This is a genomic window from Nitrospira sp. (genome assembly GCA_030692565.1).
Taxonomy (GTDB): domain Bacteria; phylum Nitrospirota; class Nitrospiria; order Nitrospirales; family Nitrospiraceae; genus Nitrospira_D.
In genome coordinates this window covers 21111-44051 of the sequence record JAUYAO010000042.1, presented here as the reverse complement: position 1 = coordinate 44051, position 22941 = coordinate 21111, and the positions used below count along the sequence as shown (strand labels likewise).

Annotated in this window: 16 protein-coding genes; all 16 read left to right on the top strand. The window is 56.5% G+C overall.

Annotation, left to right across the window (positions count from 1 at the left end):
• Nucleotides 1–47: 47 nt before the first annotated feature.
• The 16 genes from asnB (at nucleotide 48) to Q8N04_10860 (ending at nucleotide 22928) form a co-directional block, all read left to right on the top strand.
• Nucleotides 48–2018: an asparagine synthase (glutamine-hydrolyzing) gene (gene asnB / locus Q8N04_10935; protein ID MDP3091186.1), complete on the top strand. Its 1971-nt coding sequence runs from the start codon at nucleotides 48–50 to the stop codon at nucleotides 2016–2018.
• A 34-nt stretch (nucleotides 2019–2052) separates the two neighbouring features.
• The gene (locus Q8N04_10930; protein ID MDP3091185.1) at nucleotides 2053–3309 is read left to right on the top strand and encodes a glycosyltransferase family 4 protein; all 1257 of its coding nucleotides are present in this window, start codon (nucleotides 2053–2055) and stop codon (nucleotides 3307–3309) included.
• 416 nt (nucleotides 3310–3725) lie between these two features.
• Nucleotides 3726–4796, top strand: a complete 1071-nt coding sequence (locus Q8N04_10925; GenBank protein MDP3091184.1) for an NAD-dependent epimerase/dehydratase family protein — start codon at nucleotides 3726–3728, stop codon at nucleotides 4794–4796.
• A gap of 168 nt (nucleotides 4797–4964) precedes the next feature.
• The gene (locus Q8N04_10920; GenBank protein MDP3091183.1) at nucleotides 4965–6215 is read left to right on the top strand and encodes a glycosyltransferase family 4 protein; all 1251 of its coding nucleotides are present in this window, start codon (nucleotides 4965–4967) and stop codon (nucleotides 6213–6215) included.
• 168 nt (nucleotides 6216–6383) lie between these two features.
• Nucleotides 6384–7841 carry an SGNH/GDSL hydrolase family protein gene (locus Q8N04_10915; GenBank protein MDP3091182.1) on the top strand — a complete coding sequence of 486 codons (1458 nt, stop codon included), beginning with the start codon at nucleotides 6384–6386 and terminating at the stop codon, nucleotides 7839–7841.
• Nucleotides 7842–7955: 114 nt separating this feature from the next.
• Nucleotides 7956–9239 (top strand): glycosyltransferase, encoded by a 1284-nt coding sequence (locus Q8N04_10910; GenBank protein MDP3091181.1) that lies wholly within the window; start codon nucleotides 7956–7958, stop codon nucleotides 9237–9239.
• A 19-nt stretch (nucleotides 9240–9258) separates the two neighbouring features.
• Nucleotides 9259–10578 carry a glycosyltransferase family 4 protein gene (locus Q8N04_10905; GenBank protein ID MDP3091180.1) on the top strand — a complete coding sequence of 440 codons (1320 nt, stop codon included), beginning with the start codon at nucleotides 9259–9261 and terminating at the stop codon, nucleotides 10576–10578.
• The gene (locus tag Q8N04_10900; protein ID MDP3091179.1) at nucleotides 10575–11717 is read left to right on the top strand and encodes a glycosyltransferase family 4 protein; all 1143 of its coding nucleotides are present in this window, start codon (nucleotides 10575–10577) and stop codon (nucleotides 11715–11717) included. The genes Q8N04_10905 and Q8N04_10900 overlap by 4 nt, the downstream gene beginning before the upstream one ends.
• A 65-nt stretch (nucleotides 11718–11782) precedes the next feature.
• Nucleotides 11783–13630, top strand: a complete 1848-nt coding sequence (locus Q8N04_10895; protein MDP3091178.1) for a carbamoyltransferase — start codon at nucleotides 11783–11785, stop codon at nucleotides 13628–13630.
• 526 nt (nucleotides 13631–14156) lie between these two features.
• On the top strand, nucleotides 14157–15263 hold the full coding sequence (locus Q8N04_10890; protein MDP3091177.1) for an SGNH/GDSL hydrolase family protein: 1107 nt from the start codon (nucleotides 14157–14159) through the stop codon (nucleotides 15261–15263).
• A 378-nt stretch (nucleotides 15264–15641) separates the two neighbouring features.
• Entirely contained in the window at nucleotides 15642–16646 is a 1005-nt protein-coding gene (locus tag Q8N04_10885; GenBank protein ID MDP3091176.1) for an SDR family oxidoreductase, read from the top strand.
• Between the two features lie 56 nt (nucleotides 16647–16702).
• Nucleotides 16703–18022, top strand: coding sequence for a nucleotide sugar dehydrogenase (locus tag Q8N04_10880; protein MDP3091175.1), 1320 nt, complete (start codon nucleotides 16703–16705; stop codon nucleotides 18020–18022).
• Nucleotides 18023–18061: 39 nt separating this feature from the next.
• Nucleotides 18062–19297: a glycosyltransferase gene (locus tag Q8N04_10875; protein MDP3091174.1), complete on the top strand. Its 1236-nt coding sequence runs from the start codon at nucleotides 18062–18064 to the stop codon at nucleotides 19295–19297.
• 162 nt (nucleotides 19298–19459) lie between these two features.
• On the top strand, nucleotides 19460–20494 hold the full coding sequence (locus Q8N04_10870) for a FemAB family PEP-CTERM system-associated protein (GenBank protein ID MDP3091173.1): 1035 nt from the start codon (nucleotides 19460–19462) through the stop codon (nucleotides 20492–20494).
• Entirely contained in the window at nucleotides 20491–21765 is a 1275-nt protein-coding gene (locus Q8N04_10865) for a DegT/DnrJ/EryC1/StrS family aminotransferase (GenBank protein ID MDP3091172.1), read from the top strand. Before Q8N04_10870 ends, Q8N04_10865 begins: the two co-directional genes overlap by 4 nt.
• Nucleotides 21766–21779: 14 nt before the next feature.
• The gene (locus tag Q8N04_10860; GenBank protein ID MDP3091171.1) at nucleotides 21780–22928 is read left to right on the top strand and encodes a glycosyltransferase family 2 protein; all 1149 of its coding nucleotides are present in this window, start codon (nucleotides 21780–21782) and stop codon (nucleotides 22926–22928) included.
• Nucleotides 22929–22941 lie beyond the last annotated feature (13 nt).

The following is a 22941-nucleotide window of genomic DNA, read 5'->3' as shown; positions in this document are numbered from 1 at the left end:
GTACGGCATGACCACGATGCCCAGGGTTTGAGAGGGGAAGATCACGTATGTGCGGTATTGTCGGTGTCGCGGGTTCGCACCAGGCGGTATGGCTTCAGGAGATGAACGGCATGATCGTTCATCGGGGGCCGGACGATCAAGGGATCTATTCCAGCCCTGCGGGGGACGTGTCTCTTGCCATGCGCCGGCTCAGTATCCTGGATCTCGCGGGCGGCCATCAGCCCATGAGCAGTCAGGACGGGTCTGTTTGGATCGTCTTCAATGGAGAGATCTACAATGCGCCTGAGCTAAGAGCGGATCTCGAGTCCCGCGGCCATACCTTCGTCACGGCCCATTCCGATACGGAAGTGCTGCTCCATCTCTACGAGGAGCGGGGCGAGCGCATGGTCGACGATCTGAACGGCATGTTCGCGTTTGTGATTCACGATCAACGCCGCAACCGGCTGTTCGGCGCCCGCGATCGAATGGGCATCAAGCCGCTCTACTACTCCATCGAGAAGGGTTCGTTTGTTTTCGCCTCCGAGCTCAAGAGCCTCCTGGTCTCGCCGCTGGCGCGGTCGCGGACGGTCAATCTCCAGGCCCTCTCGCATTTCATGCAGGTACTGTATGTGCCCGGGCCTGAGGCCATCATCGACGGCGTATTTCGGGTTCCGCCCGGCCATTCCTTTGTCTACGATCTGAAGCACCATCGATTCACGCTCAGTCAGTACTGGCAGATCGACGGCACTCGCTTTGAAGACCACGATGTCCAGGAGTGGTCGGAACGTGTGCGTTCGGAACTTCGCGCCGCCGTGAGCCGCTGGACGTTGAGCGATGTCCCGATCGCCTGTTCGTTGTCCGGCGGGATCGATTCATCGGCCATCATCGGCTTGCTGGCGGAGCAGGGCTTCCCCCAAGTGCGCACCTATTCGCTTGGGTTTGCGGGCGCGGAGGAGCAGGCCTGGAACGAATTGCATTTGGCGCGCGAAGTGGCTGATCGCTGGGGCACTCTGCATCACGAGCTTATTTTGAATCCCACAGACCTTCTCAACGATCTCGTCGAGATGGTGTGGCATTTGGATGAGCCCTACGGGGGCGGCCTTCCCGCCTGGTACGTCTATCGCGAGATGAGCAAGGATGTGAAGGTCGGGCTCAATGGGATGGGGGGCGACGAGCTGTTTGGAAATTATGAAAAGTTCAGGCGTTTTGAGGATGATCCGGTCCTGCATGCCGCAGTGACCTTTCGTCAGCGTTCCAGGGGCGGCGCCGGGGCGCTTGCGATGTGCGCGAGTCCGCTGGGGGCCGTCAGTCATCGCCTTCCAGCGTCCTGGCCCGTCGTCGGGCGCGGCAGGCTCTTCTCCAAGCTGTCCGGTCTGTTGGAGACCCCGTTTGGGGCGTATTACCGCGCCAATCTGGACTGCGCGTCCGACGGACGGACGGAGCAATTTGTGCGGTGCGACCAAGACGGCCAGCGCTGTCAGAGTACCGCTGAGTATTTGCAGCAGATTTACGACGCCTCGCGCACGCGAGATCTTCGAACAGGCCTTGCGGTGGTGGATTTTCAAACGCAACTGGCTGAAGAGTTTCTCTTCATGACGGACCGTTTTTCCATGGCGCATAGCATTGAAGCGAGAACCCCGTTCCTCGATCACCATCTCGTCGAATTGGTGTTTCGCATTCCTCCCTCGATCCGGACCAAGACCGGCGATCCCAAGTATCTGCTCAAGCGCGCCGTGAGCGATTTGCTCCCTCATGCATTGCTGACGGCGCGAAAACGAGGGTTCACGATCCCCATCGGGTTGTGGTTGCGAGGGGCTCTTCGCCCGCTGGCGGAGCGCTTGCTGGCGCCGGATCGGCTGACGAAGCAAGGCTTGTTGCGACCGGAGTTTTATCACCGCTATGTCGCGCCGCATCTTGAAGGCCGGGCGGATTTTGCCGTCCACGTCTGGGCCGCGCTGATGTTTCAACTCTGGCATCTTGTGTTTATCGAAGAGGCCTGCACGAGGAAACCCTCGTTCACCTGGAAGGATTTGTGCTGATGCGGGTCGCCGGTTTGCGCAGCAAGGGGCGAATATGAAAATCGTCCATGTGACCACGGAGGACATCAGCGGCGGGGCTGCCAGAGCCGCCCATCGGCTGCACACCGGACTCCGTAAAATGGGGCACGATTCGTCCATGTTTGTGGCCAATCGGCGAAGCAAGGATCCGCATGTCACGGCATTCGACGCGTCAATGGATTGGGCGAGCCGTGTCCGGCGACGAATCCGCCGCGAACAGATCACACGCGACTTTGCCCGGTACGCCGCGTCGCGGCCTGCGGGTTTCGAAATCTTCAGCGACGACCGCAGCGAATTTGGAAGCGATGTCGTCGCACATCTGCCGGCTTGCGATGTGCTGAATCTTCATTGGATCGCCAGATACGTCGACTATGAAGCGTGGTTTTCCGCTGTTCCGAAGCGAACTCCCGTGGTCTGGCGGATGGCCGATATGAATCCCATTACCGGAGGGTGCCATGTCGATGAGGGGTGCGGGCGCTTTCTGACCGGGTGCGGGGCTTGTCCTCAGCTCGGATCCACGAACCAGGACGATTTGTCCTCCCAGGTGTGGCGGCGCAAGCAGAAGACGTTTGACGGGGTAGAGGCCCGTCGGTTGCATTTAGTGGCGCTCAATCGGTGGATGAAGGGAAACCTGGCGAATCACCCGTTTCTGCAGAAGTTTCCGGTCACGATCATTCCCAATGGCGTCGATACGGACATGTTTGCCCCGCGCGATCGCCGGTTTGCTCGAGAAATACTCGGCCTTCCGCAGGATGCGACGATTCTGCTCTTCATCGCAGTCATGGCGGAAATGCCGTACAAGGGGTTTCCCATGTTGGCGCAAGCCCTGGCCGGACTCTCCGATGTGAAGAACCTCTGTGTTGTGTCGGTGGGTATCGGGAAGCCCGAGCTCGGGACCCCGATTCCGCACGCGCATTTAGGATATGTAACTGACGATCGGGTTCTTGTGCTCGCATATAATGCTGCCGATGTGTTCGTCGTTCCGTCTTTGTACGACAACTCACCGAACACCGTTCTCGAAGCCATGGCCTGCGGGGTTCCGGTGGTGGCGTTCGAGACCGGAGGGGTGCCGGATATGGTCCAGCACGGCGTGACCGGCTTGCTGGCGCCTCGCTATGACGTGACGGCGCTCAGGGCGTCTATCAAGGAGCTGTTACAGCAGGCCGCCAAGCGGGAATCGATGGGGAGGAAGAGCCGCGAGGTTGCTCTAGAGGATTACACGCTGGCACTCCAGACCAGTCGGTACGCTGCGCTATACAAGTCTCTGCTTTGAGGCAGAGCCCTCAAGGGCGTCGTGTGAGAGGGGCATGGTAAGCAGTCGGAGTACGGCAGGATACGACGCTGAGGACCGCGGGGTAGAGGGGGGATCGCCAGCCCTTTTATTTGAGGCCGTGAGAAATGAAAGCAATCGGAGGGTGAATCCCGCTGATCTGCTAGAATCGGTGGGAGATGTTTCCAATCAGTGACTGTTGTGAGGCTTGGACAGAGGTGAGGAGGGAAGGGGCAGGATCTTTCCCGCAAGAGCGCGATTCTGCTTCATGCGCAAAATGTTTCTTAATGTTTCTTTATACGTAATCGGGTCGTATTCTATCGGGGCAAGTCTCTTGGGGTGAGACTGCTCTGATGTTGGATGCAGGTAGACGGTCAAGGTTCTACCGGTGCTGAGTCACAATCAATGGAGCTCCTATAATGGGAAATGCAAAAAAAATGCTTGTGACGGGGTCCTCGGGCCTCATCGGGTCGGAGGTGTGTACGTATTTTGCTGCCAACGGGTGGACCATCCACGGTGTTGACAATAATGGGCGGAGCGAATTTTTCGGCCCGAGCGGCGATACGCGATGGAATCAACGGCGGCTGCAGGCAGAACTTCCGAACTTCGTCCATCATGAGCTCGATATTCGCGATCGCAAGGGTGTGCTCGATCTCCTTGTCGCGGTGCGTCCCGATGCGATCGTGCATACGGCGGCCCAGCCATCGCATGATCTGGCTGCGAAGATGCCGTTCGAAGACTTTGACACCAATGCCGTCGGGACCATGAATTTGCTGGAGGCCGCCCGCCGGCACGTCCTGGAGGCGCCGTTCGTGCACATGTCTACGAACAAGGTCTATGGAGATGCTCCGAACGAGCTTCCGCTCGTTGAACAGGCCACTCGCTGGGAGTACGGGGATCAGAAGGATCGCGGCGGTATCACGGAGTCGATGCGGATAGACCAGTCCAAGCATTCGCTGTTCGGGGCTTCAAAGGTCGCGGCGGACATCATGGTGCAGGAATACGGCCGATACTTCGGGATGAAGACCTGCTGTTTGCGCGGGGGCTGCCTCACCGGCCCCAATCATTCCGGCGTCGAACTCCATGGCTTTCTCAGCTATCTGATCAAATGCAATATCGAAGGTAAGCGGTACTCCATATATGGATACAAGGGAAAGCAGGTTCGCGACAATATCCATTCGCTCGATGTGGCGAGATTCATCGATGCCTTCATCGCGGCGCCACGGTGCGGAGAAGTGTATAACCTCGGCGGAGGCAGAGGGAACAGTTGTTCGATCCTTGAAGCGTTCGATCTCATTAAGGATATTTCTGGAAAAAGCATGCAGTACGATTACGTGGAGAAGAATCGTGAAGGGGATCATATCTGTTACATCAGCGATCTCAGCAAGATTAAGTCCCACTATCCCGGTTGGGACATCACGAAAGACCTCAGGACAGTGTTCGAAGAAATTCATGCTGCTTGGTCCGGTCGAGGGGTCCGCCAGCATTAAACGTCGTTTGTCAGGCTGCTGAGCCATCAGCCGGCCGGAGCACAGGATGTTTGGCTCCATTGCCCGGCGACGAGGGCGATCAGCCGTGCAGGCAGGTGGCTCCCTATTCGTTTGTTGTCCGCAGTATTGAAAGGAATGCCGCGATTGTCCGGCTCTGGAGGAAGCAATATGAAGGTTCTGGTCATTTCAGCAGCCTATCCGCCTTTCCACGCAGGGGAGGCCACCAATACGTACTTTCTCTGCAAGCAGTTGGCGGATCGGAAGCTGGATGTGCATGTGCTCACGTCGCAGGGGTGCACAGGAACCGGGGAGCCCGGCATCACGGTTCACCCCATCATGGATCGGTGGTCTTGGGCTGAGATTCCACGATTCAAAGCGTTTCTCAAGCGCTGCGCGCCCGATGCGATTTATCTGATGTACCTGGGAGTGATGTACCACTATCATCCGATGATCACCTTTACTCCGACGATCGCGAAAAAGCTGCTTCCCCATGTGCCGTTTGTGACACGGTTCGAGAATGTGCGTGCGTGCTCCGATCCTTCCCGCATGTCATTGGTCTCGCGAGTATTCCGGAAGTATGTGGTTCAGAAATGGGCCGGCAGGGGCGGGGTATCGTATAACTTCGGCACGCTCATGCGCGACAGTGATTCGCTGATTGTCCTCTGTAAAATGCACCAGGTGATCTTGCTTGAAGAACGACCCGACATCGGGGGGAAGACGACGTTGATTCCCCCGCCTCCGAATATGCGGATCTGTGCAGTCGGAGAAGAGGCGTGTCAATCGCAGCGGGCGAAGCTTGGATTCGAGCCGGACGATTTCGTGTTTGCCTTCCTGGGATATATTTATCCGGCTAAGGGCGTGGAGACGCTCTTGCGAGCCTTTCAGATTGTGATGCGTCTGAAGCCTCAGGCTAAGCTCCTGTTTGTCGGGGGGAAGTTCGACCTGAATTACAACGGGGAAGATATTTATGTTGAGCAGATGTATGCCTTGTCCAAGGAGTTAAACGTCGAACCCAAGATCGTCTGGACGGGGAGCTTTAATGCGGATAGCGAGGATGGGTCGCTGTATCTGCGAGCGGCGGATGCCGGCGTGTTCACCTTCGTAAAAGGCGTCCAGTTGAACAATAGTTCCTTCTCGTCCATGGCCTCTCATGGCCTGCCCATGATTGCGACGAGCGGCCCATGGTTGGATGAGGCATTCGTTCATCAGGAAAATGTCCTGCTGTGCGAACCGAACGACCCGAATGCGTTGGCGCAGTCCATGCTGCTGATGATGGAGAACCCGGAATTGCGTGAGCGCCTGCGTAAGGGCGCCCTCACGCTTGCCTCCGAGTGGTTTTCGTGGGGCCGGGCGACGGATCGGACAATCGATCTGCTGCGAGGGCAAGAGCCCTATTGTGAATCGAGGAAAATCGCCTAGGACCTAAGTGTTGGACCGCAGGCGCCGGTGTTATCGCTGTGCTGATAGACCTCCTGCACGTTCGACTCTCCGGAGAGCCGGATTCGCCGCCTCAAATTGACCACAGGGCGTGGGGCCCATTGTGACAAGTGTGTGATGGCGTTCGCTCGTTCAAAGAGAAAAGACGACATGCTAAGACTTATTAAAACTGATTGGCCTACCGTCGATGAGAAGCCTCTGGCGGGGAAGGAGTTCGGTGTAGATGGTTGGCTTTTGGGAGCGCTCTATCTTTCCGAACTCTCGCTGCTGCTCATCCTGCTCACAGCTTACATTGTCTCGCGAAAGCCCACCTTCTTGTCATTTCTGAATAGCCGGCCAGGATATGTGTGCCTAGCCGGGATAGCCGGGCTCCTGGTTTCCGGAATGATCATGCGCCGCCAATGTGCTGGGCCTGCCAAGGCCGACGTGCGGTCGGCTCGGTTGACGGTTGCCATGAACCTGGTCTCAGTCTTCCTGCTCTTCATCATCGGGGAAGGGACGATCCGGGCGCTTTATGTTGAGACGACCATGGGCGACATGTGGGGGAAATCCTACCTGCTGCCGCGGGAATGGAGCAAAGTCGTCGGCCACTTTCAGGGGTCGTTTCGAAGCAAGCTCGGGAAGCCCTCGTACATGCTGTTCAATGAGACTCTTGGTTGGACCATCGGCTCCGGACGGAGTCAGAATGATCAGGGAGTGAGTTACTTCAGCAGCGCTGAGGGACTTAGGAGTGCAAGCCCTGGGACCGCCTTCGCCGATCGGCATCCTACCATCCGGATAGCCCTGATCGGGGACTCCTATACGTTTGGGGATGAGGTGGCCTATGAGGATACCTGGGGGTATCAACTGGAGAAGCTCTTGGGGCCTGATGTTCAGGTGCTCAATTTTGGCGTCAATGCCTATGGCACAGGCCAGGCCTACCTGCGGTATCTGCAAGACGTGCGCGCCTGGCATCCGGATGTGGTGATTTTCGGGTTTGTCGATCATGATTTAGTACGAACGATGTCCGTATATGCTTCGCTCACGTTTCCCACTGCGACCTTTCCATACGCAGCGCCTCGCTTTGTGATGCGGGATCAGCAGCTCACGCTACTGAATGTCCCTTTGCCTCCGCCGGAACAGATTTTTTCGGCGAAATCTATCGATGAATTGCCCTACATTGAATGGGACCGTTCATATGTGAACGGGGAATGGGATCGTCCCGCGTGGACCATTCCCACTCGATCCTATCTGTTCCGATGGCTGGAATCCTGGTACCCGATGGCGGAGGACCTGCGGCCCGACGTGTCGGACGCCGCGATGCGCGAGGTCAACGGGGCAATCTTTCAGGCCTTTGCAAAGCAGGCGAAGGCCGATGGGGCGGTTCCGATTCTGGTGCATTTCCCCAGCTGGATGCAGGACTCGGATATCCTCGATTACACGCCTCTCGGGGTGAAGATCCTGCGCTCTGCGGGGCTTGATTTTCTCGATCCCACCGACTGTCTTACGCCGATTCCTTTTGCTGACCGTGTCATGCCCCGTCGTCACTACGCTCCCAAGGGTAACCTCGCAGTTGCGCAATGTTTTCGCGAACCAGTGGCAGAACAACTCGCCAAGCGGAACAAATGAGCCGAGTCATTGAAAGGGACGTGGCCTCTGCCTTCATGGGCGGGCAAGAAACAGTCGCAGCCGTAGATGGTTATCTGAGCTGCCATTCTGTGAGGTGGGTTTCTGAGTGACGCGATGATTCCTTCCAGCCGCAGCCTTCTCGCCGGAGCCCGACCGGCTCGCGTGGGGATTTTTGATCATGTCTCACTGCGTCTCGGCGGGAGTCAGTTGGTCGTGGCCAGCATGGCGGCTCAATTGTCGCGGATGTATTCGGTCGATGTGATACATAGCGGAAAAGGATACACAGTTGCGGGGTTAGCTGAAGCCTTCGGGCTTGATTTGAGCCGGGTCAACGAGCGGATCGTTCCGGATTCGTTAGGGACGTTCTCACTGCCAGGGCTCACCCCCAGCTATGTGCGGGAAAGACTGGAGCTCGATCGCCGGCTCACGGAGCCGTACGACCTGTTCATTTATTCAGGACACGGCGTTCCGCCTTTTTGTGCGGCCAGGCAGGGGATGGTCTATTGCCACTTTCCTTTTGAATGGCATCCAAGCCTGGAGCTTTCCCGTACGGAGGGATGGGCTGCGCGAAGCGCGTTCAGTCGCTGGGTCAGGACACAGGGCTATTTAGCTCTCTGGCATTGGCGTATGCGAGGCTATCGCACGGTGATCGGCAATTCTCAGTTTACGTCGTCGTGGATCCAGCGGCGGTGGAAGCGGTCGGCCGAGGTGCTCTATCCCCCTGTCGCGGTGAACACGACCTCGCTCCAGAAAGAAAACATCATCGTGTCGCTCGGACGGTTCATCGTGACCGATGGGAAGAATCATGGGCTGCAATTGGAAACGTTCCGGAGGTTTGTGTCCATGAATGGAAGGGATTGGCGCTTGTGCTTGATCGGGTTCTGTACGGATCTGCCGCAAGATCTGGCGTATCTCGAGAAGCTTAAATCCCTTGCCGCAGATCTTCCCGTGAGCTTTGTCGTGAATGCCTCCCGGGAGACCGTATGGACCTATTTGGCGAGGGCCAAGCTCTATTGGCATGCGACGGCTCTTGGCGGTGACTCCAATGTCCCGCCGGAACGGATGGAGCACTTCGGAATTGCGACCGTCGAGGCCATGGGGGCCGGCTGTGTCCCTCTGGTACCGATGAGCGGAGGCCAGCCGGAAATCGTTGAGCATGAGAAGAGCGGCTTCCTGTGCCGGGATGCCGAGTCCCTGCTCCAGTATTCGAATCGTGCAGCCGGCAGCGAATCGTTGTGCCAAAGCATGGGGCAAGCGGCCCGTGAACGGAGCGCAGCGTTTCGACCGGACCTATTCAATCAGCGGTTGAGCCAATTGGCTGCGGGGTTGTTGACGGACCATCTGCCCGCGTCTCCGTCAGGAGAAAAGGGCACCCGGGTAGACGTGACGCCTAGATAAACGGATTGATGGATATGCCATGAAGATCCTGATGGTCAGCAATTTCTATCCTCCGCACTATCGGGGAGGTTACGAGGTCCGATGTAAGCAAGTGGCCGAAACCATGCAGCGGCGTGGGCATGAGATTCGTGTGCTGACGAGTGTCTACGGCATGCCGATGGATTCCTCGGGGAGATTTCCCCGCCCCACGGAGGAAATCGAGGGGGTCCGAGTGGACCGGTGGCTCGATATCTATTCGTATGGGCCGCAGTCTCCCGGTCGGCCTTGGACGCTGATGCAGGCCAGGCGGCAGCTTGCGGATGCCCGCCGCTTTGCGAAGATTGTGTCGGAGTTCAAGCCGGACATTGTGAACTGGTGGAGTATGAACGGGCTCTCAATGAATTTGCTGCCGATGCCTGGAGAACGGCATATCCCCGATATTCATTGGATCGAACACCCGTGGATGATCAACGAGTATGGCGCGGCCGGAGAAAAATCGGCGCCGTTTTGGGAAGGGCTGTGGGACGGGAGTTGGGGGCCGAAGCCGATACAGCCGTTGTTGAGATGGTTGGGGCGAAGATGGGAACGACAGATTGCCTGCGAAGGGATCCCGACCAGGCAGTTCCCGAACCGACCACGTCACATGGTGTTTGTCAGCGAATTCCTTCGGATGCTGTACCGCGATGCCGGCCTCACCTTCCCCTCGTCGGAAATTATTTTTGGAGGCGTGCCGATTGACCGTTTTCTTGCCCCTGTGCGTCGCCATGGCATGGAAGGCCCAATACGACTTCTCTATGCGGGGCAAATTACTCCAGACCGTGGGTTGCATACGGCCGTGGAAGCCTTTGGGCAAATACCCCCGCAGCTCCGGTCCCGCCTGACGCTTTCAGTGGCCGGGGATAATCCCGGCGACTATCTTGACGGCATCCGAAGGCGTGCTCAGGAGTTGGGCTTGACTGAAGCCGTCACCTTTCTTGGGAAGGTTCCGCACGATCGCATGCCGGAAGTCTACAAATCCCATGACATTCTGGTGTTTGTGAGTACCAGGGAGGAAGGCCTTCCCCTTGTGATGGTTGAGGCTATGCTGGCCGGTTGTGTGGTGCTCACGACAGGGAGCGGCGGTGCAATCGAAGTCGCCGCACTTGCCGATTTGCCCCTTATCCCCAAAGCAGACTCTGCTACGCTTGCGCGCCGTCTCACGGAGTTTGCCAGCAATCCTGAGACATTGTACGACATTGCGTTACGCGGGCAGGAGGTTGCCCGCAAGGAATTCAGTTTGGACGTGATGATCCAACGGTGGGAGTCAACGATTGCTGCGATAAAGACCTCTCCGAAAAGTCCGGGCGGAGAGCGCCGATGAATGTGCTGTTAGTCGTCCCATGGGATCAAGAGGTCGGCGGCGTGGCCTCGGTCGTGGGGAATGTGGCTCGCCAGCTGCAGAAGGCCGGGCACCATGTCTGGTTCCTTCATCCCGGGGAAGCACATTCGCTGAAGGCGACCATTACGAAGTGGAACTTTCCGGGATACGAACTCAATCTTCGGAATCCCTTCGTCCCGGAATCCCCAGTCAAATCTGTTTTGGGCTTTGCCTTTTATCTCTTCCATACCCTTCGTCAACTCCACACCGTACTGGTTCGACACAATATCGATATCGTAAACATTCACTACCCCATTGGATCCGGGGTCTACTTCTCATTGCTTCGTCCCTTTTGCCGGTTCAAGCTGGTGATCTCGGTGCATGGCGGCGATCTGTTTCCAAAGGGAGTGCCGGAAACGCGGTATCCAAAGGCGCTTGAAGTCCTGATCAACTCCGCCGATTGGCTTGTCGCTCCCTCCAAGAGCACGCTGGATGCCGCGTTGACAAGGTTCCCCGGACTCCGTGCCACGTCGTCGGCCATTCATAATGCGGTCGACCTTGCGGAGTTTGACGAGGAAGAGCGGGCCGCGCTGCCCGGCGGGCGATTTGTTTTGTGCATTGCTCTGCTTCAGCCCCGGAAGGCGGTCGATGTGCTGATCAAGGCCTTCCGACTCCTCGGGCAGACGCACCCTGAGATGGAATTGTGGCTGGCTGGAGACGGTCCTCTTCGAGGGCAGCTTGAGGATCTCGTGTCGCAGCTGGGTCTGACGCAGAAGGTGAAATTCCTGGGCTCGCAAGACCGAATCGGCGTTAAGAGGTTGTTGCGCCAATGTACGCTGCTGGTCTTGCCCTCCCGCGCTGAACCGTTTGGGATTGCCATATTGGAGGCGTTTTCCAGCAAGAAGCCGGTCGTGGCGTCGGCCGTCGGCGGGATTCCGGAAATTATTGAAGACGGTCATAACGGGATTTTGGTAGAACCCGAGAACCCCCAAGCTCTGTGTGATGCAATCAGCAAGGTCTGGGCCGATCCTGTTCTGGCGGAACGGCTGGCTCGCTCAGGTTATGAAACCGTGAGACAGCATTTCCAATGGGAAGTGGCCTCTGGGCGGTACGAAGCGATATTCGTGAATCTGCTTGGATAAACCAGCCGGCCCACCGTAGCATAGAGGAGCCTATCGGCTCGAGGATGTTCACCGGGAAATAGCATATGACAAATATCATCGGTATCTCAGCGTACTATCATGACAGCGCCGCGTGTCTGGTGCGCGATGGCGAGATTGTCGCTGCGGCACAAGAAGAGCGATTTACCAGAAAGAAGCACGACCCGGGATTTCCGCATCGGGCGATCGACTATTGCCTGCAGGCGGGCGGGATTCGATTCAAGGATGTCGACCGGCTGGTTTTCTACGATAAGCCGCTGGTGAAGTTCGAGCGCCTCTTGGAAACCTATTTGGCGTTCGCCCCGTCTGGCCTCCAGTCGTTTCTTGCCGCGATGCCGGTGTGGATGAAGGAGAAGTTGCTGCTGAAAACGCTGTTGCGGGACGAATTTTTGAAGCATGGGGAGGGAATGGCCAAGAGCGAATTGCCCCAGCTGTTATTTTCCGAGCATCACGAATCCCATGCTGCGTCGGCCTTTTTTGCGTCCCCCTATGACTCGGCCGTGGTGCTGTGCATGGATGGCGTGGGGGAATGGGCGACGACATCAGCCTGGCAAGGGCAGGGAAATACCCTCACGCCATTGTGGGAGATCCCGTTCCCGCATTCCTTGGGCCTGCTGTACTCCGCGTTCACCTACTACACCGGATTCAAGGTCAATTCGGGCGAGTACAAGGTGATGGGGCTCGCGCCGTATGGCGAGCCGAAGTACGTCAAAGCTATCTATGAGCATTTGATCGATGTGAAGCCGGATGGAACATTTCGTCTCAACATGGAGTATTTCAACTACTGTACAGGGCTCACGATGACGAGCCGGAAGTTCGACCATGTGTTCGGCGGTCCCCCGCGCACGCCTGAGGCGAAGTTGGGGCAACGTGAAATGGATTTGGCGCGATCTGTCCAGGAAGTGACGGAAGAGGTCATGCTCCGTTTGGCCCGGACGCTTCATCGCGAGACGGGTGTGGAGAATTTGTGTCTTGCCGGGGGGGTTGCGCTCAACTGTGTGGGAAACGGCCGGGTCTTGCGAGAAGGGCCGCATAAGGGACTCTGGATTCAACCCGCGGCCGGCGATGCGGGCGGCGCCCTCGGAGCAGCCTTATCGGTGTGGCATCAGTTTGAGGGCAAGCCACGCGTTTCGGATAACAAGCACGATAAGATGAAGGGGACGTATCTGGGGCCCGCATTCACCAACGCTGAGATCGAGGCGTTCTTGCGATCAAAAGAAGCGCCGTATATCCGCCTTGATGATTCGGCTTTGTTTGAGCAGGTCGCCAAAGATCTCGCGGCCGAAAAGGTTGTGGGATGGTTGCAGGGCCGCATGGAATTCGGTCCGCGATCCCTTGGTGGACGAAGTATTCTGGGTGATGCCCGCAGTACCAAGATGCAGTCGGTGATGAACCTCAAGATTAAATATCGCGAGTCGTTCAGACCCTTCGCTCCCTCGGTGCTTCGAGAGCGGGTCTCGGACTATTTCGACTTGCACTCCGACAGCCCCTACATGCTGATCGTGGCCCCGGTTATCGAAAAAAGGCGTTGTCCCAAGACGACCGCACAAAAGGATTTATGGGGGATCGATCTCTTGAACGTTCAACGGTCGGATATTCCGTCTGTGACCCATCTGGATTACTCGGCCAGAGTTCAAACGGTCCACGAAGAGACCAACCCTCGCTACTATAATCTGCTGAAGGCTTTCGAAGCGCAGACCGGCTATGCCGTGCTGGTGAATACCTCTTTCAATGTGCGAGGCGAGCCGATTGTGCATACTCCGGAAGATGCCTATCGCTGTTTTATGCGGACTGAGATGGATGTCCTCGTGCTGGAGAACTGTGTGCTGTACAAGACAGATCAGAAGCCGCTTGAAGGGGATTCTGATTGGAAGAATGAGTTTGAACTCGACTAACCTCATTTCATCGCACCTGGATCGTAATTCGACGGCACGCCGTTCACGTTCTGGTGGAAGAGGTCAAGCTCGTGCGTCAGGTGGGGGGCTGTCCAAGTTGTGGATGCACATGCGCGAATCCAGCCGCGGGCACACTGTGCGGAGCGCTGTCTAATTTACTGGATACCTGAGGCGATTAGCTCACACTGGCCCCGGGCATGCCCGGTGATCTGGAAGGGCAGAGGTATGCATAGGCTGTGTCTTGAGGCATGGTAACGAGATGAAACAATGAACCGTGATGAACGAAAATCTGCCGCATTCGTTTGGGTTCAGGAGAAGTACACCTCTAGCGCATTGCTTCTAGTCAACACAGGCGTGTTTCTAATCATTAGTAATGTTGTCTTGGCAGCCATGTTCTTCGTTCTTGACGTGCTTACCCCCCCCCCCCCCACCTTCTTCCGCGGCAGTGCCGGTTGGGTCGCGCTCGGAGTTGCAGACTAAGCTGTTTAAGGCGGATGGGTCGCCTGAAGATACTGGAAAACGTACTGTGTATCAGCGTGACTGGATCGATCTTGCCGCATATGAACACGTTCCAGAATCATATGTGAGCGAGGTCTTGGATGACTTCTTCGATTTAGCCAAGATGGGTTTTACTTATCAACCGTGGGCTCATTTTTCTGAGCCCCTCTTTGCTGGGAAGCGAGTTCACGTTGTTCATGATCAGCTAGGTTTTCCTACTCGGCTCACCATGAATCCTCCAAACGAGCAGGGCCGTCCCGAAATAAGAATCTTTGTACTCGGAGGCAGTACGACATTTGGTTACAATGTGAGCGATGAGCATACATTCCCCACCCATCTTTCGGCGGTATTGAATGAGCGTGCCCGTGCCGAGAATCTTGTGGCGCATATTGAGGTAACAAACTATGGACGTGGGTTTTATTATCCCAGCCAGGAAACCGCGCTTCTCATCGACCTTCTACGAATGGGGCACCGGCCGAATCTGGTCATTTTCATGGACGGTGTCAACTTGGGAGATTTGCAAGACCTGCCTCCGTTCTATTCTCGATTTGAGCGGCGATTTCGAAGTATGCAATTTTCCGGACTGGATCCGGCTAACCAATCCGCTTCTTGGATAAGCGAGAGGCTTGGATGGATTCCGATGGTGAGAGTTACGAAGGCGATTCAGAATAGGATGTCGGCTGCGCCCAAGAAGCCGGAAGAAGAACAAGAGAAAGAGGATTTCGAGACGAGGCACGGCGTAAATATGTTCAGGCAAAATCAGCTCATCTCACGAGCGGTATGCCAAGCGTACAAGATTGAGTGCCTCTTTTTCTTGCAGCCGAATGCCGTGTTCAATTACCCAACGCAACTCTGGCGCCGCTCCTTGCCAAAGTCCTTCATGAAATCTCGTGACTGGCTACAGCTTGTTTATGCGCAGATGCAACAAGACGAGGGTCGAATCTATTTGGGAGATCTCTTCCGCTTGTATGGAGAAGGAAGGAAGGCCATCGTCGATGATTGCCACTATAGCCCTGGGTTTGGCCGATTTTTAGCCGAGCATGTCGCGAAATATGTCAATCTCGGGCGCCTCGTTCCTGGGGCAAGCGGGATTAAAGAGACAGAGGCCACAGGAACTGCTCGAACTTCAAACTAGTATTCGTCTGAGTCCGGCGTGGACTTGGGCGCCTTCACGTCTTGGGCGCGTTGATCTTGTGAAGTATATACTTCACAAGATCAACATCAGATTCCAGGCGGCACTGGAGGCAATGTCGTTGGCCTTGGCGTAATAATCGGGAAGGGGCAGCGGCATGTTCGCGAACTCTACCGTTGTACTCGGGCAGCTCTCATTGAAGGGGTATCTACCAGTCTCTGCGGTGGACTCGGGATTGTACTCAGGAAAAGTGAATACAGTGGTGCATCCTCTGCTACGCGTGTAAATTGGCTCATGTGCGATTGTTTTTTGCAACAGAATCAGTTGCTGACACATGTCGAGAATGAACGATGACGTTTCCAGAAGAAGGAGTGTAGATCCATGCGCATACTGATTACGGGCGGAGCGGGATTTCTCGGGAGTCACTTGAGCGACTTATTGATCGGCAAAGGCCATGAGGTTGTGGCCATGGACAACCTGATTACCGGACGCGTCGAAAATATTGCGCATTTAATGGGGAACCCCAAGTTTAGTTTTATTAAGTACAACATCTGTGACTATATTCACATCGACGGGCAGCTGGATGCGATTCTGCACTTTGCTTCCCCGGCGAGCCCGCAAGACTATCTTGAGATGCCCATTGCGACGCTGAAAGTCGGGGCTTTGGGTACCCATAAAGTGTTGGGCTTGGCCAAGGCGAAAGGGGCGCGGCTGTTGTTGGCCAGTACGTCCGAAGTCTATGGCGACCCCTTGCTCAATCCACAGCCGGAGTCCTACTGGGGGAATGTGAATCCGATCGGGGCGCGCGGTGTGTATGATGAAGCAAAGCGCTTTGCCGAAGCGATGACCATGGCCTACCACCGCTATCATGGTGTGGATACCAGGATTGTGCGTATCTTCAATACCTATGGCCCACGGATGCGTCCGCACGACGGTCGGGTCGTGTCAAACTTTGTCGTTCAAGCGCTTCAAGGCAAAGCGCTGACCATTTTTGGCGATGGCAACCAGACGCGAAGCTTCTGCTATGTCGAGGATCTCGTGCGGGGTATTACGGAGCTCTTGTTGATCGATTCGGATAAGTCTGTGGCTGAGCGGACCGACCGATCAAGCTTCCTGACGAAGTCAGACCAGCCCTTGAAGGAGACAATGCACGATCCAGTGAACATCGGGAATCCACGAGAGTTGACCGTCAAGCAGATTGCAGATCTGGTGCTCAAACTAACGGGTTCAAAGAGCACGATCGAGCATAAGCCCTTGCCGGTGGATGATCCAAAGGTGCGCCGGCCGGATATCCGTCGAGCCAAGGAGTTCCTCGGATGGGAACCGAAGGTGGAGCTGGAGGACGGCTTGCGAAAGACGATCGAGTACTTCCGTCAGGTCATCTGATCGCCCCGTGTCGGCGGAGCGAAACGAACGAGTACGTTTAGCGTGAGGAGAGGGTGATGGCGATGAAAATCAGTGTCTTCGGCCTGGGGTATGTGGGAACCGTTTCGGCGGGCTGTCTTGCCTCCAGTGGGCACACGGTCTGGGGAGTCGATGTCAACGCCGACAAGGTAGCCTCGATCAATTCAGGGGCCGCTCCAATCGTTGAGCCCGACATCTCGGAGTTTATCGCCAAAGCGCAAAAGCAGGGGTTGTTGAAAGCTACGGTGTCATCGGCTGAAGGGATTCAGAATACCGATGTCTCCTTCATTTGTGTGGGGACGCCGAGTCAAGCCAACGGCAGCCTGGATCTCACGCATATGAAGCGGGTCTGCGAGGATATCGGGTTGGCTCTACGCGATAAAAAGACCCCGCATACAGTGGTCTTTCGCAGCACGACGTTGCCGGGAACGACGGAGGACGTCGCCATCCCGATTCTTGAGAAGCATTCAGGCAAGACGGTCGGGAACGGATTATTCGTTTGCTACAATCCCGAGTTTCTTCGGGAGGGCACATCGGTGAAGGACTATTACCACCCTCCGAAAATCGTGATCGGCGAGCGGCAGCCCGGCGAGGGCGATGTGGTTGAAGAAATCTATGCCGGTATCACAGCGCCGACTATTCGGACGTCGATCCGAGCCGCAGAGATGGTGAAGTATTCCGACAATGCCTTTCATGCTTTGAAAGTGACGTTTGCGAACGAGATCGGAAATATCTGCAAGCGACTCGGTATCGATAGCCATGCGGTCATGGACATCTTCTGCCAAGATACAAAGTTGAATCTGTCGAAAGTGTATCTGAAGCCTGGTTTTGCGTTTGGAGGGTCCTGTCTCCCCAAGGATCTTCGCGCGCTCTCCTATCAGGCGAAGCGGACGGATGTCGAGGTGCCGGTCTTGAACGCCATTCTTCAGAGCAATGCGGTTCACATTAAGGGTGTCATTCAGCGGATCGTGGGCCTGGGGAAGAAAAAAGTCGGATTTCTTGGGATGACGTTCAAGCCGGATACCGACGATCTTCGAGAAAGCCCCTTGGTTGAAGTCATCGAGACTCTGCTCGGAAAAGGTTTTCAGGTGAAGATCTATGATAAGAATGTGGCGACCAGCCGCCTGATCGGCGCGAATAAGCGGTTTATCGAAGAGCATATTCCCCATCTGTCTTCATTGCTGGTCGATCAGGCAACAGATCTCGTGGACGCGGCCCAAGTCGTGGTTGTCGGATATGCGTCGGCCGAGTTTCTGCCCGCGTTGAAACGCATGCGGCCAGACCAGCTCATTATCGACTTGGCACGGATCGAAGGTCGGGAAGGTCTGACCGCGTCCTATGACGGTATTTGTTGGTGATGAGGCGAGGACCGTGCGTTGCCCGGCGAGTAGTTTGCGATGAAAATACTAGTATTGGCTCCAGATATTCCCGCGACGTCAAAGATGCCCGGGTCTCCGCGTCTGTTCAATCTCTGCCGGGAACTCTCCCGGCAGCATGAGCTGTATCTACTCACCTATTGTTCCTCCGGCGAGCGGCATCAGTCCTTCCTGAACGATCCAACCGCAGCCAAAGTCTTTTCGACGGTTGAGGTATTGCCTGACCCGCCGGCCATGACCTGGTGGGGGCAGCAGTGGCATCGACTGCATTTGGCCGCCAGCTTTGAAACGCGTTTCCGGTTTCCGGAGTATTACCAGGCCATTCGCAGCAAGGCTCGCGAGATATGCATCCGGAATCGCTGCGATCTGATCTATGTCGACTTGCTCCCCATGGGGCAGTACGTTGACCCGGGACTCGACGTTCCCGCAATTATCGACCTGCATGATTCGATGACGCTGATGGCGAGGAGGATGCTTAAAACGACCCGAGGGGGGCGGCGGCGTCTCGCGATCTACAGCCACTTGATGCGAATACAACAGATCGAGGGGTCGCTTGGGCGGAAGTTCGGTCTTGTCGTCACGAATTCTTCTGTGGATGAGCAAGTAATCCGCGAAGTCTCGCCGGCAAGCAATGCGATGACTATTACGAACGGCGTCGATATGGAATATTTCGCTCCGGACCATTCGAGTGTCGACGCTGACAAGATTGTGTTTACCGGCGTCATGGGGTATGGCCCCAATGAAGATGCGGCTCTATTTTTTGCGCGAGAGATTTTCCCTCTGGTCCTTGAACGACGGCCCAAGGCGGAATTCTGGATCGTCGGCAGTGATCCGACGGACCGGGTCAGGGATCTGGGACGAATTCCCGGCGTACATGTGACAGGAAGAGTGGATGATGTGCGGCCCTATCTCGGTCAGGCTGGGATCTTCGTGTGCCCGTTGAGATATGGGTCCGGAGTCAAGAACAAGATTCTTGCGGCAATGGCGATGCAGAAGCCGATCGTCGCGACATCGCTGAGCATAGACGGATTGGATCTCGCCGACAATCGCGAGGTGCTGCTCGCCGATGAACCGCGGGATTTTGCAGAGAAGGTTGTGGGATTGCTTTCGGATCCAACAACTGTCAGCCGGATCGCGGGCAATGGATTGGCCCGTGTGCAACAGCAGTATTCGTGGGCTGCGATGGGCCAGGCGCTCGAGAAAGCCCTTCAGACTGTCATGGAGTCTCGCAAGGCCTGTGGACGGCAGGCAGTCTAGCAGGCTGCGGAAAAACTCGGTGTATCTGAAAATACGGTTGGAATATTCCGTATGATGTTGGGGCCAGAATAACCTCAGGATGCTCAAAAAGGCTGGCGGACTTTTTCAGCATCCTGCTAGAACCTCCTTCACGTTCCTGAATGCGCGATAAGGCGAGATACCGTGAACATCGGACTCCTTCAGGATGCTTATGACGAAGCCTTGTGGGACCAGTACGTACTGAATCACCCGCGGGCATCGGGCTATCATCTGCTCGCTTGGCGAGGCGTCATTCGGAAAGTATTCGGCCATCCCGCGCCCTACCTGATGGTCAAGGATGAAGAGGGGAAAGTCCGCGGCGTGCTTCCCCTTGTCTTCACAAAGAGTCCGATGTTCGGGCGATTCCTCACGTCCATGGCATTTTTCAACTATGGGGGAGTCTTGGCCGATGATGCGGATGCGGCTTGCGCGCTGCTGAAAGCCGCGGCGGTGACGGCTGAGGAGGTTGGCGCGGCTCATATCGAATTGAGGCAGGAGGAGTCTCTGGCAACGGAGTGGCCCGTCCGATCGAAAAAAGTGTCGATGCGCCTCGCGCTCCCTCCGGACTACGAGACCTTGCTCAAGGCCTTTCCCTCAAAGTTGCGCAGCCAGGTTCGACGGGCACAGAAGGAGGGAATGGAGGTCAGGGTCGGTGGCACGGAGTTGCTGGAGGACTATTATCGAGTCTTTGCTCGATGTATGCGGGACCTTGGTACGCCGGTCTATGAGAAAGGGTTCTTTGAAGCGATCCTCGAGACCTTTCCCAAAGAAGCGCGACTGTGCGTGGTCTCTCTCAATGGAGCTCCGCTTGCTTCAGGGTTCCTGTATGGTTTTCGGAATCGGCTGGAAATCCCCTGGGCTGCGTCAGATAAGCGATTTAGCCGACTGTCTCCCAACATGCTTTTGTATGGAGCGGTCTTGGAGTTTGCCTGTCGCGAGGGATTCAAGGAGTTTGATTTTGGCCGATCCTCAGTCGATAGCGGAACCTATCGGTTCAAAGCGCAATGGGGCGCGCAGCCGCATCAGTTGTACTGGTATTACTGGCTTTCCGAGGGGCGCGCGATTCCGGAATTGAATCCGGATAACCCCAAGTACAAGGCTGCCATTGCAGCGTGGAAATGCCTTCCGGTGCCTGTGGCAAATCTGGTCGGCCCACACCTGGTGAAGTATCTGCCATGACGCCGCAGCGAACCATCCCGCCGACAGCCGCTCCGCTTCCTTTGGGGAATCTCCTGCGCTCCGTCGGTAGCCTCTGGGGCGGCAAGCAATATCGAACGGGTCTGCTCAGTGAGCTGAAGGCTCATTATGCCGTGCGCGCCGCCTTTTTGGTGTCGTCGGGGAAAGCGGCCCTGACGGTCATTCTCAAAGCGCTGGCGGGCGCGAGCAGACGGAAGCGGGTGATCATCCCCGCCTATACGTGCTTTTCTGTCCCGTCCGCGATCGTGAAAGCCGGGCTGGAGGTGGTGCTCTGCGACGTGGATCCGAACACGCTCGATTTCAGATTTGCCGAGCTTGAAGGATTGTTGAACGAAAACGTTCTCTGTGTCGTCTCAACCCATCTGTTTGGCCGTCCCGCGGATACAGGACGCGTGAAACAGTTGTGCGAGGGGAAGGGCATCCTCGTGGTTGAGGATGCCGCGCAGGCGATGGGAGGTCAGGTCGGCGACCGCCTCATTGGAACGATCGGGGATGTGGGGTTCTTTAGCCTGGGCCGCGGAAAGAATATGACGTGCGGCACAGGTGGAATTATTCTGACCAGCTCTGCTCCGATCGCGCAAGCGATCGGAGCGGAATACGCGAGCTTGTCGGAAGCCCCTTGGCTCGAAGTCTTTCGCAATTGGCTAGAGCTTCTGGTGATGCGCATCTTTATCCATCCGGCGTTGTACTGGCTTCCCGCGGGGCTCCCTTTCCTCGGGCTGGGTGAAACCAAGTTTTACACGGACTTTCAGATGTTTCGAATGGATGAGGTTCGGGCGCATCTGCTCAATGGCTGGCAAGGGAGATTAGCGCGCGCCAATCAGGGACGGTCGTCCCGCGCCCGGTGGCTCATTGAAGGGCTGGATGTCGCCCGGAAAGGCGTCAAGCCGATCATGGGAGAGGGCTCGCTCTTTCTCCGGTTGCCCGTGCTAGTGAGAAGTCGAGAAGCCAAAGAGGCGGTCTGTCGGCTAAGTCGCGAGCAGGGGGCAGGACTGAGCCCGAACTATCCGGCTACCATTCAGGAAATACCGGAATTGGCCGGGCAATTGATAGACCGGAGGTACCCCGGCGCGCAGGAGGTCGTGGATCGAATCGTCACTCTGCCCACGCATCAGTTTGTATCGGAGCAGGACCGTCTGAAGATCGACCGTATACTGGCCGTCCAGGGGGAGGTCTCTGCTCCAGGCAGTACTGGGGACGGAGATCCAGCTACTCAAGGCGCCGGGCATCGTCACGTCCCTGTGAGAAGCTAGCGGAATGGCGCCTGATGACACTTTCTAATTGCATGCTCTCGATATTCTGGCTGTCGGTCGCATTCGTATTCTATGCCTATATGGGGTATCCGTTGCTGCTGATGGCGATAGGCGTTCTGCGTAATCGTCCGGTAAGAAAATCCCCGCACCACCCGACGGTTTCCTTGATTATCACGGCCTATAATGAGGAGAAACGGATTCGGGAAAAGTTGGAGAATACGCTTCGGCAAGATTATCCCCGCGAGCGTCTCGATATTGTTGTGGCGTCCGACTGCTCCACAGACGGGACCGATGACCTGGTCCGCTCGTATGGGCCCTCCGGAATTCGATTAGTTCGGTCGAGCGCGAAGGGTGGGAAGGAGGCGGCGCAGAAACTCGCCGTCGAGTCGACGACCGGAGAGATTCTAGTATTTTCCGATACGGCCACGATGCTCGAACCCCAGGCCATCTCCACGATGGTGCGGAACTTCGCGGACCCGACGGTCGGCTGTGTCAGCAGCGTTGATCGGTTTATCGATGTGGATGGAGCGGTGAGCGGGGAGGGTGCCTACGTCCGCTACGAGATGTTTCTCCGGAATCTCGAAACGCGGGTCAATACCTTGGTCGGGCTGAGCGGGTCCTTCTTTGCCGCCCGTCGATCTGTGTGCCAGAACTGGGCGCCGGACCTCCAGAGCGACTTCAACACGTTGCTCAATAGTGTCAGGCTAGGGCTGCGCGGAGTGGCGGATCCGGAGAGCATCGGGTTCTACAAGAATCTGGCCGACCCAAAGAAGGAGTATAATCGCAAGGTTCGCACGATAGTCCGTGGGATTTCCGTGTTTATGAAGAGCTTGGCTCTCCTCAATCCGTTCCGGTATCACCTGTTCGCCTGGCAACTGATCAGCCATAAACTGTGTCGCTGGCTGGTCCCTTTTGCGATGATCGGGGCGTTGGGGGCCAACGTCATGCTCGCGTCATCATCGCTGTTTTATCAAGGAACGTTGCTGGCCCAAGCGGGGTTTTATGCCGTGGCGCTTGCCTATCTTGTCACCACACGCTTGCCGAGTGTCGGGGTGCTGCGGATCCCGTCATTTTTTGTGATGGTGAATGTCTCGATCCTCGACGCCTGGGTCCGCTATTGCCGCGGGGAACGTATCGTGTCGTGGACTCCTTCTAAGCGATAATGTGTTTTGCCTG

Excerpts from the sequence above, each read along its gene's own strand:
- Q8N04_10920 (MDP3091183.1), top strand. The coding sequence starts at position 4,965 with ATGAAGGTTCTGGTCATTTCAGCAGCCTATCCGCCTTTCCACGCAGGG.
- Q8N04_10900 (MDP3091179.1), top strand. The coding sequence starts at position 10,575 with ATGAATGTGCTGTTAGTCGTCCCATGGGATCAAGAGGTCGGCGGCGTG.
- Q8N04_10910 (MDP3091181.1), top strand. The coding sequence starts at position 7,956 with ATGATTCCTTCCAGCCGCAGCCTTCTCGCCGGAGCCCGACCGGCTCGC.
- Q8N04_10875 (MDP3091174.1), top strand. The coding sequence starts at position 18,062 with ATGAAAATACTAGTATTGGCTCCAGATATTCCCGCGACGTCAAAGATG.
- asnB (MDP3091186.1), top strand. The coding sequence starts at position 48 with ATGTGCGGTATTGTCGGTGTCGCGGGTTCGCACCAGGCGGTATGGCTT.
- Q8N04_10930 (MDP3091185.1), top strand. The coding sequence starts at position 2,053 with ATGAAAATCGTCCATGTGACCACGGAGGACATCAGCGGCGGGGCTGCC.
- Q8N04_10880 (MDP3091175.1), top strand. The coding sequence starts at position 16,703 with ATGGCGATGAAAATCAGTGTCTTCGGCCTGGGGTATGTGGGAACCGTT.
- Q8N04_10885 (MDP3091176.1), top strand. The coding sequence starts at position 15,642 with ATGCGCATACTGATTACGGGCGGAGCGGGATTTCTCGGGAGTCACTTG.
- Q8N04_10860 (MDP3091171.1), top strand. The coding sequence starts at position 21,780 with ATGACACTTTCTAATTGCATGCTCTCGATATTCTGGCTGTCGGTCGCA.
- Q8N04_10865 (MDP3091172.1), top strand. The coding sequence starts at position 20,491 with ATGACGCCGCAGCGAACCATCCCGCCGACAGCCGCTCCGCTTCCTTTG.
- Q8N04_10925 (MDP3091184.1), top strand. The coding sequence starts at position 3,726 with ATGGGAAATGCAAAAAAAATGCTTGTGACGGGGTCCTCGGGCCTCATC.
- Q8N04_10905 (MDP3091180.1), top strand. The coding sequence starts at position 9,259 with ATGAAGATCCTGATGGTCAGCAATTTCTATCCTCCGCACTATCGGGGA.
- Q8N04_10915 (MDP3091182.1), top strand. The coding sequence starts at position 6,384 with ATGCTAAGACTTATTAAAACTGATTGGCCTACCGTCGATGAGAAGCCT.
- Q8N04_10895 (MDP3091178.1), top strand. The coding sequence starts at position 11,783 with ATGACAAATATCATCGGTATCTCAGCGTACTATCATGACAGCGCCGCG.